This is a genomic window from Rothia mucilaginosa, from assembly GCF_901875305.1.
In the GTDB taxonomy this organism is placed as follows: domain Bacteria; phylum Actinomycetota; class Actinomycetes; order Actinomycetales; family Micrococcaceae; genus Rothia.
Genome location: NZ_CABFLY010000001.1, coordinates 289,123 through 305,013, shown reverse-complemented (window position 1 = coordinate 305,013; position 15,891 = coordinate 289,123). Strand labels below are relative to the sequence as shown.

The 15,891-nt window shown below is 59.6% G+C and carries 14 protein-coding genes; 6 read left to right on the top strand and 8 right to left on the bottom strand.

The features are described from left to right. Positions 1–105 precede the first annotated feature (105 nt). Positions 106–1,440, bottom strand: coding sequence for an SseB family protein (locus JX292_RS01295; RefSeq protein ID WP_204860565.1), 1,335 nt, complete (start codon positions 1,438–1,440; stop codon positions 106–108). Positions 1,441–1,785: 345 nt separating this feature from the next. On the opposite strand from JX292_RS01295, the gene JX292_RS01290 reads away from it, so the two are divergent. Further along, positions 1,786–3,096 carry a DUF6882 domain-containing protein gene (locus JX292_RS01290; RefSeq protein WP_204860564.1) on the top strand — a complete coding sequence of 437 codons (1,311 nt, stop codon included), beginning with the start codon at positions 1,786–1,788 and terminating at the stop codon, positions 3,094–3,096. A 156-nt stretch (positions 3,097–3,252) separates the two neighbouring features. Continuing rightward, positions 3,253–4,278 (top strand): EamA family transporter RarD, encoded by a 1,026-nt coding sequence (rarD, locus tag JX292_RS01285; RefSeq protein WP_204860563.1) that lies wholly within the window; start codon positions 3,253–3,255, stop codon positions 4,276–4,278. A 102-nt stretch (positions 4,279–4,380) separates the two neighbouring features. On the opposite strand, the gene JX292_RS01280 is transcribed toward rarD, so the two are convergent. The 4 genes from JX292_RS01280 to JX292_RS01265 form a co-directional block, all read right to left on the bottom strand. Further along, positions 4,381–4,524, bottom strand: a complete 144-nt coding sequence (locus JX292_RS01280) for a methionine/alanine import family NSS transporter small subunit (RefSeq protein WP_204860562.1) — start codon at positions 4,522–4,524, stop codon at positions 4,381–4,383. An 8-nt stretch (positions 4,525–4,532) separates the two neighbouring features. Beyond that, on the bottom strand, positions 4,533–6,116 hold the full coding sequence (locus JX292_RS01275; protein WP_204860561.1) for a sodium-dependent transporter: 1,584 nt from the start codon (positions 6,114–6,116) through the stop codon (positions 4,533–4,535). A 354-nt stretch (positions 6,117–6,470) separates the two neighbouring features. After that, positions 6,471–7,532: a polyprenyl synthetase family protein gene (locus JX292_RS01270; protein WP_204860560.1), complete on the bottom strand. Its 1,062-nt coding sequence runs from the start codon at positions 7,530–7,532 to the stop codon at positions 6,471–6,473. A gap of 117 nt (positions 7,533–7,649) precedes the next feature. After that, positions 7,650–8,381, bottom strand: coding sequence for a demethylmenaquinone methyltransferase (locus JX292_RS01265; protein WP_204860559.1), 732 nt, complete (start codon positions 8,379–8,381; stop codon positions 7,650–7,652). 256 nt (positions 8,382–8,637) lie between these two features. On the opposite strand from JX292_RS01265, the gene JX292_RS01260 reads away from it, so the two are divergent. The 3 genes from JX292_RS01260 to JX292_RS01250 all read left to right on the top strand — a co-directional run bounded on the left by JX292_RS01260 (position 8,638) and on the right by JX292_RS01250 (position 11,226). Further along, entirely contained in the window at positions 8,638–9,477 is an 840-nt protein-coding gene (locus JX292_RS01260; RefSeq protein WP_204860558.1) for an ABC transporter substrate-binding protein, read from the top strand. 132 nt (positions 9,478–9,609) lie between these two features. Continuing rightward, positions 9,610–10,413, top strand: a complete 804-nt coding sequence (locus JX292_RS01255) for an amino acid ABC transporter permease (protein ID WP_204860557.1) — start codon at positions 9,610–9,612, stop codon at positions 10,411–10,413. Positions 10,414–10,446: 33 nt separating this feature from the next. Beyond that, positions 10,447–11,226 (top strand): amino acid ABC transporter ATP-binding protein, encoded by a 780-nt coding sequence (locus JX292_RS01250; protein WP_204860556.1) that lies wholly within the window; start codon positions 10,447–10,449, stop codon positions 11,224–11,226. 101 nt (positions 11,227–11,327) lie between these two features. Here the strand turns inward: JX292_RS01250 and JX292_RS01245 are convergent, their stop codons facing one another. From JX292_RS01245 to JX292_RS01235, 3 genes are all read right to left on the bottom strand, one after another. Continuing rightward, positions 11,328–12,161: an oxidoreductase gene (locus JX292_RS01245; protein ID WP_204860555.1), complete on the bottom strand. Its 834-nt coding sequence runs from the start codon at positions 12,159–12,161 to the stop codon at positions 11,328–11,330. 204 nt (positions 12,162–12,365) lie between these two features. Next, positions 12,366–12,743 carry a cupin domain-containing protein gene (locus JX292_RS01240; protein ID WP_204860554.1) on the bottom strand — a complete coding sequence of 126 codons (378 nt, stop codon included), beginning with the start codon at positions 12,741–12,743 and terminating at the stop codon, positions 12,366–12,368. Between the two features lie 191 nt (positions 12,744–12,934). Beyond that, on the bottom strand, positions 12,935–14,365 hold the full coding sequence (locus JX292_RS01235; protein ID WP_204860553.1) for a phosphatase PAP2 family protein: 1,431 nt from the start codon (positions 14,363–14,365) through the stop codon (positions 12,935–12,937). A gap of 391 nt (positions 14,366–14,756) precedes the next feature. Here JX292_RS01235 and JX292_RS01230 point away from each other — a divergent pair, with 391 nt between their 5' ends. Beyond that, positions 14,757–15,806, top strand: coding sequence for an o-succinylbenzoate synthase (locus tag JX292_RS01230; RefSeq protein WP_204860922.1), 1,050 nt, complete (start codon positions 14,757–14,759; stop codon positions 15,804–15,806). The last annotated feature ends 85 nt before the right edge of the window (positions 15,807–15,891 follow it).

Here is a 15,891-nt window from a genome sequence, read left to right as displayed (position 1 = left end):
TGCACGTCGGACGGATTCAGGGCACACCCGTCTATTAACACAGCTGACCGCTAGAAACGGCCATCAGGTCGCCGCTAGCGGTCAGCTGTTTTAACAATGCCGAAGCTACATGCCGGGACGAGGCTGGGAACCCACAATCTCCAGCAACTCGCGAATCTGCTGAGCGCTCAACACAGTCGAAGGGTTAATAGCGTTCACCTTCACACCCGGGGCACCAATCTCTAGGGCATAGTGCAGAATCTCCAGGGCGTTCGCCGAACGCACCTCAATATGCGGGTCCAGCGCCGCAATCTCAATCGGCGAGGTGAAGACCAGCAAATTCTGCGGGTTGCCGTTCTCATCGGGATCGAACACAAACGAGGAACCCGAAGGGTCGTTCGGGTCCACGCCCACCAGCAACACCGAGGCAGGAGATACCAGCGAACCCAGCAACATCTGCATGTTGTCCTGGGTCAGCGCCATCTTCGCGCCATCATTACGGGGAGAAGTCACAATCCACTGCACCTGCGCACGCTCAATGTAGCACTCATGATCGGTTCCGGGATCAACCACGATTAGGTCAAGCGCCTCATTCGCGAGGAAATCCATGAACACCTTCATCGCGGGCTCGCGCAGAATCAGCTCTTCGCCCTCGGACTCCTGGCGCACATAGCTCTTGCCCACATGCTCCGAGGATGAGAAGACGCACAAAGCCTGCATACCGGTCTCCGGCATACGAATCACCTGGTGGGTCAGCACGGATTCGGGTCCCATCGGGTCAGTCTCCGAAGGAATCAGCAACGAACCGGTTGCATCCAGCAGGACGTCGCCGCCAAGCATCGTGCGCACCACGTTAATGAGGGTGCGCTCCTGCACATCGTTGCGGAAGGTCTGCAGAGCAGACACCAGATAAGGGTTCGGAATCTCGTGCTCACTCAAACCCAGAGCAGCTGCAGCCGAGTGGCGGGCACGGCCCTCCATGCGTTCGCGGGCCCACTCGGGCACACGGGAGGCGTCACGCGGGTACTCAGCCAGATGCTCACGCACGTCCGTGGCGGTCAGGGTTCCCTCGTTCTTCCAGTTATCCGGTTCGTCGTCACGGTTGTACGATGCCCCCACACTGAACTGCGGGTTAGGCCAGCCGGTAGCCGCCACCACGATAGATGCGGTGAACCAGGTGCCGCGATTACCGTCATATGCGGCACGCTGCAACTTGCGCACCTCAGCGATAATGGGCGAGCCCTCTTTGAGAGGACCAACCGTACCGATATACTCCTCGCCGTCACGGAATTCGCGTACTCGCACAAAAATCTGCCCCGCGAGAGGCTTCACGTCGAGTACCATTTCGCTCCAGCCGGGATCGGCGTTCACAACGTCGAGTAGCCAGCTACCAATGTTATTGAGCGCATCCTGGATGCGCGCAGCGCGGCTACTCGTCTCGGTGAGGCGGGGTTCAGTCATGTGTTTATACATCCTTGAGTGTTGAATTACGGCGCGGCGGAGTGCATCCGTGATTGCATGTGAAAAATCTATAGGCTTGCAGTGGTGCCGGAAAAAGCCGCTCCCTTCGATTCTAACGAACGTGCCAGCTCCACGGTGATAATTTACGCCGAAAGATGTATGTGCACTCTCTCCTCAGCACTCCACAAAGGCCGGGATTGGGCCCGCTGCTGACCTCGAAAAGAGTTCGTACCAAGGTCTGCGGCCATCCCCGGGAAGCACAGTGCATCCTCAGTCCCCGGAAAGAGCGCCCGAAACGGGGGATACACGGCAGATACACCCTCAAAAGGTTGATAATCTTAAATCATGACGAATTCTCTGCAGGACCTTATCGACGCATCGATTTTTATCTCCACCGAGTACCAGGCTCGCCTCGCCGAGCTCGTGGGTACCTCCGAGTGGAACGTGGACTTCACTTCTCAGTCCCTGGACTTTGAGACCACTCCCCCGATTTCGCTCAAGCCGCACCTGCTGGGCACCGAATCCGAAAACCGCGGCACCTGGATTTGGTCCTGGCAGCAGCTGGGCTACTTCCCCGACTCCGTGGTTTCCGCAGCCATTCAGGCACGCGAAGCCGGCGAACGCAACAGCCTGGTCGAGCTGACCACCGACGAGCTTCCCCTCTCGGAGTCCCTGGCCCGCCGACTCACCCTGGCCACCAAGACCCTGAGCGGCCTCTACGCCCACTACCCGCTACCCGCCGGTGCCGGCGTACGCGCGTGGACCCTGCTGGAGGGCCACGAGCTGACCCTCCAGGCCCCCACGTACAAGGGCATCGGCCGCGTTATTGCAAAGACCCTGCAGAGCGAAGAGATTCACAACCAGGTTCTGGCGGTGGACTCCTACGCCCAGCAGCGCGGCTTCCACATCGCCTGGGATACCGAAGCCACCGCCGTGCTGACCGCAACCGATGGCGCCCTGCGCCTGTGGTTCGACGACGGCCGTATTAGCGGTATTGAGCAGGCAGATCCCCAGGTCGGCCCTGAGGTTCTGGAGCAGTGCGCCGCCGCCGCTGCCCAGCGCCGCGAGTCGCTCGCAGCTGCCCGCACCGAGATTGAGCGCATCGCCGCCGCTGAGGCTGCCGCCCAGAGCGCCCAGCGTGAGCAGGAGGCCGCCGAACGCGCCGCCGCCCGTGCTGAGGCCGAGGCTGAGCGCGCCGTCCAGATTGCGGAGCACGCACCGGTTGCAGACACCGATGAGACCCCCGCCGCTGAGGTTTACGAGGCACCCATCGCCGAGGCTCAGCCCGCCCCGGCAGAACAGCCCATCGAGGAACACGAGCCCGAGCAGGCCCGCGTCTACACCGACGCCTCGATTGGCGCCGAGGACGAGCAGTACCCCGAGGTTCACGAGGCATCCGCAGAGCAGGCACCTGCCGAGCAGCCTATTGAAGAACCCGCAGCTCACGAGGCACAGGGCGAGTACACCGAAGAAGAAATCGCCGAGTATGTGGAGCCAATCCACAACGCCGGCGATGCTCCCGATCTGGCTGCCGAGCACGAAGAAGCCGCTCACGAGGAGTACGAGCGTCAGCACTTCGAGGAGCGCCGCGAGGAAGAGCAGCAGAAGCCCGAGCCCAAGAAGAAGGGCTTCTTCTCTCGCTTCTTCGGCCTCTAAACCGAATACGCAACACCCCGTCAGGCGCGGTATCCTCGTGGTACCGCGCCTGTGGCGTCAGTAGCGGAGTTCAAGCCGCTACCTAAGCAGGTGGCGCTCATCAACGAATAAATATCAGAAGAACGTAACCGAAGAATGAGGTCAGGCAGAGAAACTATGTCAGAGACGCAGAAACACGCCACCCGTAACGGGTTTATCACCATCGTCGGCACCTACCTCATCTGGGGCCTCCTCCCACTCTATTTCGTAGTCATGGCTCCGGCCGGGCCGATTGAAATTGTTGTGGCCCGAGTGGTCTTCTCCCTCGTCTTCTGCGCGCTGCTACTACCGCTAGTGCGGGCAACTGCTGACTTCCGTCAAGCCCTGCGGAACCGCCGTGTCATGCTGGTGCTGACAGCGGCATCGTTCCTCATCTGCGCGAACTGGCTCATCTACGTGGTGGCGACGACGACCGGCCATACGATTGACGTGTCCCTGGGCTATTTCATTAACCCGCTGGTCTCCGTGGTATTGGGCGTTATTTTCCTGCAGGAGCGCCTGCGCGCCGCACAGTGGGTATCCGTCGCGATTTCCTGCATTGCAGTGCTCATGATGAGCCTCGTCTACGGACAGGTGCCGTGGACCGGCCTGGGTGTGGCTTTCTCCTTCGGTATTTACGGTCTGCTCAAGGCGCGTGTCGCTCACGAGGTGAGCCCCATTGTTTCGCTCTCTCTTGAGACTCTGATTCTGGCCCCCTTCGGCGTTGCTGCGCTCTTCGTTCTCAACGCTCAGGGGCAGATGACCCTCTTCAGCAAGGGTGCCGGTCACTTCTGGCTTCTGGCTTCCACCGGTGTAGTCACCGTTGTGCCACTCATGCTCTTCGCGGCCGCAACCAAGGCCCTGCCGCTCTCGGTTATCGGCATGGTGCAGTATCTGGGCCCGACCATCCAATTCGTTCTGGCTATCACCGTATTGCAGGAGCAGATGAGCCCCGATAAAGTGCTCGGCCTGAGCCTCATTTGGGTTGCGCTCATCGTCTTTACGGTGGATGCGCTACGCGCCTCCCGCTCCTACCGTGCCTCCGCGCTGTCGAACCCGGAAACCGGCATGATTCCGCTGGTCCAGGCTGAAAATGTACAGGCTGAGGACGTGCAGATTCTTCTAGAGGAGCAGGATCAAACCCCGCGCCCGAAGAACAAGTAGGGCTCTCGAGTTAGCTCGTTCAGCTCGCCTCACATCCGCATAGAACGCAGTGATGCCCCACCAGCTATCAGCTAGCGGGGCATCACTATATATTGCTACGTTCTAGAGCTCGGAGCTCAGCGCTTCAGCCGATTCATCCAATGCGTCCAGATCCGGATGACGGTGCAGGTTCAGCATCGCCAGACCCAGGCCACCCCAGATGATCAGGATGGCCACAATCAGCATCACAATTGCAGAGATAGACATGAGGGCTCCTAACGGGTAATGGTCGAATCGACGTGGCCGTGCTCCACCTGACCGCCAATCACCGGCGGTGCCGGAGGCTCCTCAGCGGCACGGGACTTCTTCGACCAGGGCAAAAGAGAAACGATGATTGCGCCAACCAGCAGGAGCCCGCTCATACCCCAACCAAAGATTGCCAACATATCTGCCGGGTAGCCCTCATACGGAGTCTGAATCAGCTTAATAACGCTCTGAATCAGGGAGTAGCCCAGAACCAGCGGGGTCACGACGGCCAGCAGGACCATCCAGATCTTACCGACCTTGATGGAGGAGTAGCGGTTCAGGTGCTCTGCCAGGGCGGGCAGTGCACGCACCAGGTACGCCACAACGATAATGGCGCACAGGCCAGCAGCCAGAATACCGAAGAGGTTCACGAAGTTATCGAGAATATCCAGCACGTACAGGCCGGTCGTGGTCGGCATCAGCAGCAGCGAGATAATTGCCATCGGCACAACCACCAGGACGGTGGAGAACAGGCGAGAGGTCGCGAACTTGTCCTGAATACCGGCAATAATCACCTCAAGAATCGAAATGAGGGAGGTGAAACCCGCAAAGAGCAGGGAACCAAAGAAGAGAATACCAATCAGCACACCGCCCGGAGCCTGCGAAATAATGGTCGGGAAGGCGATGAATGCCAGACCAATACCGCTAGTTGCCACGTCGCTGACCTGGGTGCCTGCAGCATGTGCCATAAAGCCCAGAGCAGAGAACACACCAATGCCTGCCAGAAGCTCGAAACCTGAGTTCGCAAAACCAACCACAGCACCGGAACCGGTCAGGTCAGTCTTAGGCTTCAGGTACGAGGAGTAGGTAATCATAATGCCGAAGCCAATGGACAGGGAGTAGAAGATCTGGCCGTAGGCAGCAACCCATACCTCAGGGTTAGCCAGGGAGGCCCAGCTGGGGGTAAACAGCGCGTTCAAACCGTCAGCAGCACCGGGCAGGGTCAGAGAATAAATCACCAAACCGACAAACATAATCACCAGTAGCGGGATAAAGATAATGTTTGCCGCACCCACACCCTTCTGCACGCCCAGAGCCATCACAGCCAGCAGGACGCCCCAGACGATGACCATGGGAATCAGGACATTCATGTTGAAGTCCAGGGAGACACCGGGGGTGTCTGCAACCTTCAGGAACTCACCCTGGAAGAATGCCTTCGGGTTATTGCCCCACGCGTTGGTGAAGGAGAAAACCATGTAACGCAGCGACCATGCCACAATAGCGGCATAGTAGATAGCGATGACGAAGTTAATGCCCATGTGCCACCAGCCGATGAACTCGGTCTTACGGTTCAGGCGACGGAAAGCCAGCGGGGACGATGCACGCGCACGGTGACCAATCGCGTAGTCAAAGAACAGGAAGGTCAGGCCGGCGGTCAGCAAGGCGACAATATAGGGAATCATGAAGGCGCCGCCGCCGTTGTCGAATGCGATGTAGGGGAAACGCCAAATATTGCCCAGACCAACGGCAGAACCGATGGCTGCGAAGATGAAGACACGGCGGCTGGAGAAGCCTTCGCGCTTCACAGGCGCCTTAGGGGTAGATGCTCCCATTGTTGTAAACCTCGAATGTGTGGGGACGCGGATGGTTGGTGCGAGGGGAACCGCGGGTTGGCGGGACTTGCTCGCGTCCAAAAAAGCGACGGCCCGTCCAACGCGGGGTGGGAGGGAGAGCCGTCGGAGCCCAAAACATGGTGGCACGCTTTAGACATGACTCTCAGGTTTACCTTAAAGAATGAGAACCGGTCAAGAAATTCCCACACAACCCCACCATACGAAATATCGGAACCCTGTTCAAAAAATTTATGGGCCACATTTCTGCCCGCAGACACGGCGTGAGGCCTCGCCCGTCCGCTAGGACGGGCGAGGCCTCACGCTCAAGAATCAGAAGGCAAACCTTCGAAGCAATTAGCCCTCGCGGTGAACCACGGCGTGGGCGAAGGACTCCAACGCCGCCTTCGCAGTGGACTCGGGCAACGGAGCAATCGCGGCAATAGCACGATCAGCCCAGTCGTATGCAATCTGCCAGGCTTCCTGGGTAACCGGGTGGGCAGAGAGGGCCTCAACCGCCGCCTCCAAGGCCTCGTCAGAGCTGAGATCTGCATCCAGCAGGGCGCGTACCTCGCGGGCAGACTCGTCACCGGCCGCCACCGCACGGTCCAACAGAATGGTCGGCAGGGTCGGAACGCCCTCTCGCAGGTCGGTGCCGCGGGTCTTACCGCTGGTCTTGCCGTCGCTCACGATATCAATCACGTCATCAGCCAGCTGGAAGGCCACACCGACCAGCTCACCGTAGGTCTTGACCATCGAGATGACCTCCTCGGAAGCCCCCGAAAGCAGGGAACCATACTCACCGGCGGCAGCAATCAGGGAGCCGGTCTTGCCCTCAATGACGGCGATGTAGTGGTCAAGCAGGTCCTGACCCTCGCGCGGGCCGGTGGTTTCAAAGAGCTGGCCGAGTACCAGGCGCTCGAAGGTCTGGGACTGAATCTTCATCGGGCGGGTACCCAGCTCAGAGACCAACAGGGAGGCGCGGGAGAAGATCAAGTCACCGGTCAGAATCGCCACCGAGTTACCCCAAATCATCTGGGCGCTGTCCACGCCGCGGCGTTTGGGGGCGTCGTCCATGACGTCGTCGTGGTAGAGGGTTGCCAGGTGGGTCAGTTCCACCACCACGGCGGCCTCAATGACCTCGTCGTTAATCTCGCCGTCCACGGCGGCCGAGAGCAGGGCCAGCAGCGGACGCACACGCTTGCCCCCGGCCAGAAGCAGGTGGCGGGAGGCGACATCGGCCAGGTGGTCGGTCTGGGCGATGGCCTCGCCCAGGCGTTCCTCAATACGTGCAAGGGAGGAGAGAATCTGCGGACCCAGCTTGGGATCTGCGGCAATCAGTTCAAAGCCCGCGGGAAGCTTCAAATCGAGGTCTCCCAGCAGGTCGGTGGCGGCGATGGGCTGCTCTGCGTTGGTCACGGTGTCTTCTATCTTCTTGGTGTTTTCTGGCGTGCCGCCCCTCGGTAGGTCCTATCGGAATGTTCTATCGGGGCGACGCGAAAACGGTGCGGTGGGTATGTCGGGGTGGTGTGAACGTTATGCGTTGGGTCCTGCGGGCTTGAAACCGCGGTGAATGGCGACGATACCGCCAGTCAGGTTGCGGTACTGCACCGAGGTGAATCCCGCCTCCTTGAACTTTTCGGCCAGCGCCTGCTGATTGGGCCAGGCGATAATCGATTCGGCGAGGTACTCATAGGACTCAGGGTTAGAGGAGATTGCGCGCGCGATCGGCGGGATTGCCTTCATGATGTAGTTCTTGTACACCGCGCCGAAGGGGGCGAAGGTCGGAGCCGAGAACTCAAGAATCACGATGCGCCCGCCGGGCTTGAGCACGCGATAAATCTCGCTCAGTGCCTTGGGGTAGTCTGCGACGTTGCGCAGGCCGTAGGACATGGTGACCGCGTCGAAGGTGTCGTCTTCGAAGGGCAGGGCGGTGACATCGGCCTGTACGAAGGTCATATCGGGACGACGGCGACGACCAACGTCCAGCATGCCCTCGGAGAGGTCGGCGGCGATGACATCTACGCCGGCATCCGCGAAGGGTTCGGAGGAGACGCCGGTGCCTGCCGCTACGTCCAGTACTTTCTGGCCGGGGTGTGCATCGACGGCGGCAACGGCCTGCTTACGCCAGTAGATGTGCTGGCCAAGGGAAAGGATGCCGTTCATCAGATCGTATCGTTCGGCGACGGTATCGAACATTGCGGCGATGTCGCTGGTCTTCTTATCCAGGGTAGCGCGGGTGGCGCGGGTATTCTTCTCTGCGTTCACGCTCTCAATTGTGGCATGGAGGCTAGGAGATTCGATAGTTGGGTGAACCGTAGTTGCATCATGTGAAGGGCTTGTTGGGGTGTTCGAACGGTTTTTAGCCCACCGATAGGGGGTTTTATTCATTCTTTGAGGGTGAATTTATGCATATTCAGCAAAATATTATGAATATTTATGTGAATGCTTGCATTTTTTAACATGGGGGCGCACAATAGACCGTATAGATTTCATCGAACACACCGCACATAGGAGCTTCCCAATGAACACCGCAATCCTCAAGAAGGTATCCCTCAAGCCGCTAACCCTGCTGGCAGTCCTACCCCTGGCACTGACCGGTTGCGTATCCACCGCCACCGACAGCTCCAGCAGCAATAGCGAGGTTAAGCTGGTCAAGCCTGGCACCCTCAGCGTCTGCACCAACACCCCCTACAAGCCCTTCGAATACGAAGACAACGGCACCATCGTCGGCCTGGACGCAGACATCGCCAACGCTATCGCCTCCGACCTGGGTGTGAAGGCTCAGCTGACCTCCATCAGCTTCGAGGGCTTGGACTCCGGCACCGGCCTATCCACCGGTCAGTGTGATATCGCCCTGGCAGGTATCGGCGTGACCGACGCACGTAAGAGCAAGATGGAGTTCACCACCGTCTACTTCGACGACAACCTGGCAATCCTAGTTCCCAAGGGTTCCTCCATCACCTCCGCAGCCGACCTGAAGGGTGTGGCCGTCGGTGCCCAGCAGGCCACCAGCGGTGAAACCTACGCCAAGGCCAACGGCGCACAGGTCATCCAGTACGAAGACACCTCACTCATGTTCTCCGCCCTGAAGACCGGCCAGGTCAAGGCAGTTGCCGCAAACCTCTCCGTGGTTTCCGAGGCGCTGACCAACGACCCGAACTCCTTCAAAATTGCCTACCAGGATTCCAAGAACACCGAGGAAATCGCCGCAGCAGTCTCCTCCAACAACAAGGCGCTGCTGGCCAAGGCTAACGCAACCATCGACAAGCTCAAGAAGAACGGCGAGCTCGACAAGATGAAGGCCAAGTGGGTGGGCACCACCTCCTCGACCTCCGCGAGCGCCTCTTCCTCCGCTTCCTAAGCGTCTAGCCGGTTAGCCCCTCCCCCAATTCAAGAGCACCCTTATGACTTTTGGGTTGGGGGATTCTCCGGCCTCTACCCTTGTGAGCGTATAAAACGCTCTTGACCGAACAGCACACGGATAAGAAAGCGCATGTCCTCCAAACTCTCACCCCGCCAGAAGCAGAAGCTCTTCCGCTACGCCCAGTACGCCCTTCTTGCTATTATCGCTCTGGTAGCCATCATTCTGGCTGACTGGAAAACCCTCAGCGAGCAGGTGTTCAACCTCAATGTTGCGGCACAGCAGTTCCCCGACATCATCACCGTAGCGCTGAAGAACACCCTGCTGTACACCATCTTGGGCTTCGTCGTCGGCCTCTCCGGTGGCCTGCTGCTGGCGCTCATGCGTCTTTCTTCTGTTGCTCCCTACCGTTGGCTTGCAACTCTATATGTGGAGCTTTTCCGCGGTATCCCGGCCCTGCTGGTCTTCTTCACTTTTGGTTACGGTATCCCCTTGGCGTTCAAGATTCGCTTCGTGGATAACCTGATTCCCGTGACCCTGTCCCTGGGCATGGTCTCCGCCGCATACATTAGTGAGGTTCTGCGTGCGGGTCTGCTGGCTATCCCGAAGGGCCAGATGGAGGCGGCACGTTCCCTGGGTATGTCCCATGCTCGTGCCATGGTTTCCATCATCATTCCTCAGGCCTTCCGCGTGGTTCTGCCCCCGCTGACCAACGAGATTATCCTACTAACCAAGGACTCCTCGCTGGCGTACCTGCTGGGTGTGGCGGTCTCTCAGTACGAGCTGGCTAAGTTCGGCCGTGAGCACCTAACCGCAGCTAACGCGGGCCTCACCCCCCTAGTGGTCGCAGGCCTGTGCTACCTGATTATTACTGTTCCGCTGGGTCAGCTCTCCGCATACTTTGAGCGCCGCACTCAGCTTGCAGGCCGCAAGTAAGCGCAACGACAGATACGGATTACGGAAGATACTATGACTGCTTCAACTTCATCCATGGCCGCCTCCTCGGTGCGCATTTCCAACCTGCACAAGTCCTACGGCAAGGTTCAGGTGCTCAAGGGTATCGACATGCAGGTCGAACCGGGCGAGGTCGTGTGCCTTATCGGCCCTTCGGGTTCCGGTAAGTCCACCCTGCTACGTTGCGTGAACCTGCTGGAGGAGCCGAACGACGGCACCATCATGGTGGGCGATACCGAGGTCACCGACCCGGACGTAGACATTAACCGCGTGCGTACCCACATGGGTATGGTATTCCAGCAGTTCAACCTGTTCGGCCACCTGAACATTCTGGATAACTGCACCATCGCTCAGATTAAGGTTCTGGGCCGTTCCAAGGCGGAGGCGGAGGCGATTGCCCGCGAGCAGCTCGCCAAGGTTGGCTTGGAGGGCAAGGAAGACCGCTTCCCCGCTCAGCTGTCCGGTGGTCAGCAGCAGCGTGTGGCTATTGCGCGTGCGCTGTCCATGCACCCGGACCTGATGCTCTTCGATGAGCCGACCAGTGCGCTCGACCCGGAGATGGTGGGCGAGGTTCTGAGCATTATGCGTAACCTGGCTGATGATGGTATGACCATGATTGTTGTGACTCATGAGATGTCTTTTGCTCGTGAGGTTGCTGATAAAGTCGTGTTCATGGCTGATGGTGTGGTCGTGGAAGAGGGCCACGCAGATCAGGTGATTGGTAACCCCCAGCACGAACGTACTCAGGCGTTCCTGGCGCGCGTGCTTGACCCGACCCACACCGTAGTAGACTAGTATTAGCTCTTGAAAAACGTAGCGGGCGGTGCTACACGAAACATTCTGTTTCGCGCAGCACCGCCCGCTTTTTAATGCTCTAGTTCTCGACTGTTCCGGTTCTAGAAGATACGGCGCGCAACCTTGTCAAAGAGACGATCGGGCAACACCGTATGCAGGAACACGGAGGGCTTAGCTCCGAAACCCACGAGGTAGCGGATCTTGGGACGGCGCGCCTCCAGAGCCCGCAGAATAGTGTGAGAGATAACCTTGGGCTCTGAGAGGTTGGAGGACGGCGAGTAGAGCTTACGCATATTTGCCGCGACCCGCTGCGCCTGAGCCGCGTAAACACCGTTTCGGGAGGATTCCTGCAGGTGGTCTGCCGCGATGAGTCCCCAGGGGGTTTTGATGCCGCCGGGCTCGATAATGACCACGTCAATACCGAACTCTTCAACTTCCATGCGCAGTGCATCGCTGAACGCTTCGAGGGCATACTTGGTGGCGTGGTACCAGGCACCCAGGGGCGAGGTAATACGGCCCGCCATCGAGGAGATATTCAGGATGCGTCCACTACCCTGCGCGCGCATATGCGGCAACACAAGCTGGGTGAGGCGCGCGAGGCCAAAGAGGTTCACCTCAAACTGGTGGCGTGCCTCGTCGATGGAGACGTCTTCAATAGCTCCGTAGGAGCCGTAGCCCGCGTTGTTGATAAGCACGTCAATGCGGCCTTCAGTGTCAATAATCTGCTGCACAGCGGTTTCCATGGAGACCTCATCGGTAACGTCCATGCTGAGTGCCTTCACGCCTTCGGAGGCAAGCTCTTCAATCTTCTCAACGCGGCGGGCGGCACCGTAGACGGTGTAGCCGTACCGCGCCAATAGCGGCGCCACATCGTAGCCAATACCGGAGCTGGCGCCGGTGAGAAGAACGACGGGGCGTTGCAGGGACTTGGGCATTGCGTATCCTTTCGGGTTGCTCCCTGCAGTATTAGCGGGAGTGTACTTCTCAGGGTACGCTCACGCACGGTGTATGAGCGTGCTGAAATCTCAAAGCGTAGCTCTGCAAGAAGCCCCGAGCAGCGATGAACCGCCTCTAAGCGGGCGGCAGACAGAAACTCGCCGCGGCATCCTGTGCAGATGCGGCGGCGAGTTCATGAGCTTTTAGACCTCTTCCACCTCAACGGTGAGCTTGGGCTCGGGGTGCGACTCACCGGTCAGCATGGTCACCAACAGGGTCGAATCCTTGACGGCGCGCAGGGAGTGCAGAAGCTTGGCGGTCACGTGAATCGGCTTGCCCGGGACCAGGGTAATGTCGCGGTCCTTCACGTGGAAGATGACCTCACCCTTGAGAACCTGCACGAAAATGGGGTGCACGCTGTGGTGCTCGTGCCAAGACTGACCGGCTGCCAACTCCATGAGGGTTAGATTACCGCCGTCGGCATCCACAATCTTGCGGGCCTGAGGCTTGTCTGCGAAGGGCTTCAGCTCTTCGGTGAGCTGGGGGAAAACGATGACGCGGCCTTCATGGGTACCTGCCATGGTACGCACCTTTCTACTTGAGCCGGGCGGAGCATGCGGCCCGGAAGCTAATCACCAATACTGTTATTTGGTATTAAAAATACCAATTATCTCCATTGTATTCTGCACCTCCTCACGAGGCAACGCCCCACACATCAATGCAGATGCAAAACGCGTGCCCCGCTGTATATGACGCGAGGCACGCGTTAAAATCACGACGAGTGTTTGCCATTGCGAGCGCGCAACAGATTCACCATCAGCGCTGTCGTACCGAAACTCACCGCCACAATCATGCAGGTCGCTGCGGTAAACGCACCTCCCGGAATAGGCGAGAAAATCGCAATCAGGTACAGAATCACAGAGCAGAAGGAAAGGAAAAGTGTCGCAATCGTCAGTAGCGGCACCAGCACCAGGCCGCCACGCGCGGCAATCGTAAAGTCACCGCGGCGTACGTAACGCAACAGGGCCATACCCAGCACCGCCCACATGGCGGTTACGAGAATTGCGGTCACAATATCCACAGGGCGGTGCCAACCGTTAATAATCGTGGAAGCCCCCGTCAGGCAGGTCGCCACCGCCGCCAGCAGGGCCACGGTCGGGCGCATCAGCCGCGGAACCGCGAGGAAGAGAGCCGCACCGGCCGCCGCCGCGAACGTCGTGTGGCCGCTGGGTGCCGAATTACTCACTGCCTCCTGAATACCCCAGTCGGGCTTCACGATGACGTAGTTCTTCAACACGTAGGTCGTGATGCAGGCTCCCACACCGCAGAGCACACCCACCAGTGCCGGAAGGAACCGGTGCTTCCACACCAGCACCGCAATCAGGCCAAGCACCGCTACCACGCCAACGATTACCGGTAGCGAGTCCAGGGCCGTCAGAGTGGGGCCGCGATAGTTATGGAACTGGCTCGAGTACTCGGTATAGGCCTGCTCATCCACCTGCTGACCGGGGTGCGTGTAGATAAAGAAACGGAAAGCCCCGAAAAGCGATGCCCCCAAGAAAAGCAGAGCAAAAAGATGCCGCATCAGCAGGCCGGTGCTCGGGAAACTCTTCGGATCACCCTCGCCCGGGCGCATGGGGCGGCCCACGGAGCTTATCGAGGTCACTCCAACCGGGGAATAGACATCACCCGGTTGAGAGGCGGGAGGGAAAGCCTCGTTGGGGTAAGGAACGCCGGAGTACGGTGCTCCCCCGTAGGAAACGTTGGGGACCGCTGCGCGAGGCGGAACCGGTGTAGCGGGTACAACCGGAGTCGCGGGCTCAACCCTGGGGGCCGCATAGGGCGAGCGAGAAGCCTGGATACTCGGTTCCTCAAGCGTCTGGGTGATCTGCATGAGACGGGTAGAGCTATCAGCCTTCGACAGCATGCGGCTATCGAAGCTTCGAGTAGGGAGGGTCTCGGTGGGGTCCTGCACATCGTGCGCGTACGCACGCGCAGACGCAGAAGACACAGAACGGAACGCAGAAATCGGTTGGGTCTCGGGTAGCTCAGCCGAGCGGTCCGCGACGACCTCGGCAGAGAAAGGCAGGGTGGGCGCGTTATCGGCGACCTGGAGTGGGTCGGTCTGGAGTGGACGGGTTGCCTCAGAATCGCTACCTGCACCGCCCGTAGCGGTTTCGTGCGTATTCCGTCGATAGCTCATAAGCCCCTCCACACTCCGTTTCGTACCTTCTCCCTCACGGCGTTACCCCACGACGACCCACCCAACGGCGAAGACCCCCAAGCCTTCGCGTGAGTTGGATACAATCACCGCGCTGATAGAGTAACTACCTCACTATCCCAGGTTAAGCTATGAAAAGGTAAAGTTTTTGGGTCGCTAAGCTGAGAATTTCCACAAAATGCGAAGGCCCAATGCGGGAGGGCCCATAATCACCCCCGAATCCCCACCAAAATCCCTGGTCAGTGGCGTGTCAACCGCTCATCAAATCGCGCCAGGTCGCACCCCGCCGCTGAGGGGTTTGAACCGCTAAAAAATTTTTACCTGGGAAAGGACAACACTAAGCGTGCATAACGAATCATCACCAGCAGGTTCCATCCCGAACGGTGTGCCGCCCCTAGGGTACGGTTTCCGTCTCGCGGGGCTTCCGCTTCCCCCTCTCGAAGAGGTACTCGAACAGCTGGCCGTCGTTGATATTCCCATGAACGTCACCTTCCGCGGAGTCAACCACCGCCAGAGCGCGCTCATCCGCGGCCCCCGAGGCTGGGGCGAATTCGCTCCCTTCCTCGAATACGGCGACGAAGAGGCGGCCGCCTGGCTCGCCTGCGCGCTCGAAGCCGCCTGGCTCCCCACCCTCGAGCCGGTGCGCGAGAGTATTCCACTCAACGCAACCCTGCCGGCCGTACCCGCCGAACGCGTGCCCGAGGTACTCGCCCGGTACAACGGCACAATCCGGGAACTCAAAATCAAGGTCGCGGAGAAGGGCCAGAGCCTCGCCGATGACGTGGCCCGCGTAGCTGCCGCACGCGAAGCGCTCCCCGAGGCGCGCCTCAAAATCGACGCAAATATGGGTTACACCCTCTCTGGCGCCCTCGAGGCACTCCGCAAACTCTGCGAATACGGCCTCATCTACGCCGAGCAACCGGTCGCCACCATCGAAGACATGGCGACACTCCGTTACGCCGTGGCCAAAGAGGGGCTACCGGTCCGCATCGCCGCCGACGAGTCCATTCGCAAGGCCGAAGACCCGCTACGCGTGGCCCGAGCCAACGCCGCCGACCTCATCATCATCAAAGCCGCACCCCTGGGTGGGGTTCGTCGTGCCCTAGCCATCGTTGGACAGGCGCAGCTTCCGGCCGTCGTCTCTTCGGCCCTGGAAACCTCGGTGGGCATCGCAACCGGTGCTGCCCTGGCCGCCTCCCTACCAACCTTGAAGTACGGTTGCGGTCTGGGAACCGTCTCGCTCATGACCGAGGATGTCACCGAGGACTCCATGATTGCTCACGACGGAATCATGCGGGTGCGAGCCGTCGAACCCGACCCGCAGCGCCTCGAGCGCCTAGCCGCCGACGAGCCGACCCGCCGGTGGTGGGTTGAACGGGTAAGCCGCTGCTACCGCGTGCTGGAATGCATTCACCGCAGCTAGAGCGCAGGGAGCGCCGGAGTTCAAGCGAACCGCCCACCGTCACGAACCCGTATGCCACGAACCCATGCGCAAAGGTAACCCATAC

Coding starts and splice junctions, on each gene's coding strand:
- JX292_RS01295 (WP_204860565.1), bottom strand. CDS start 1,440: ATGACTGAACCCCGCCTCACCGAGACGAGTAGCCGCGCTGCGCGCATC.
- JX292_RS01290 (WP_204860564.1), top strand. CDS start 1,786: ATGACGAATTCTCTGCAGGACCTTATCGACGCATCGATTTTTATCTCC.
- rarD (WP_204860563.1), top strand. CDS start 3,253: ATGTCAGAGACGCAGAAACACGCCACCCGTAACGGGTTTATCACCATC.
- JX292_RS01280 (WP_204860562.1), bottom strand. CDS start 4,524: ATGTCTATCTCTGCAATTGTGATGCTGATTGTGGCCATCCTGATCATC.
- JX292_RS01275 (WP_204860561.1), bottom strand. CDS start 6,116: ATGGGAGCATCTACCCCTAAGGCGCCTGTGAAGCGCGAAGGCTTCTCC.
- JX292_RS01260 (WP_204860558.1), top strand. CDS start 8,638: ATGAACACCGCAATCCTCAAGAAGGTATCCCTCAAGCCGCTAACCCTG.
- JX292_RS01255 (WP_204860557.1), top strand. CDS start 9,610: ATGTCCTCCAAACTCTCACCCCGCCAGAAGCAGAAGCTCTTCCGCTAC.
- JX292_RS01250 (WP_204860556.1), top strand. CDS start 10,447: ATGACTGCTTCAACTTCATCCATGGCCGCCTCCTCGGTGCGCATTTCC.
- JX292_RS01245 (WP_204860555.1), bottom strand. CDS start 12,161: ATGCCCAAGTCCCTGCAACGCCCCGTCGTTCTTCTCACCGGCGCCAGC.
- JX292_RS01240 (WP_204860554.1), bottom strand. CDS start 12,743: ATGGCAGGTACCCATGAAGGCCGCGTCATCGTTTTCCCCCAGCTCACC.
- JX292_RS01235 (WP_204860553.1), bottom strand. CDS start 14,365: ATGAGCTATCGACGGAATACGCACGAAACCGCTACGGGCGGTGCAGGT.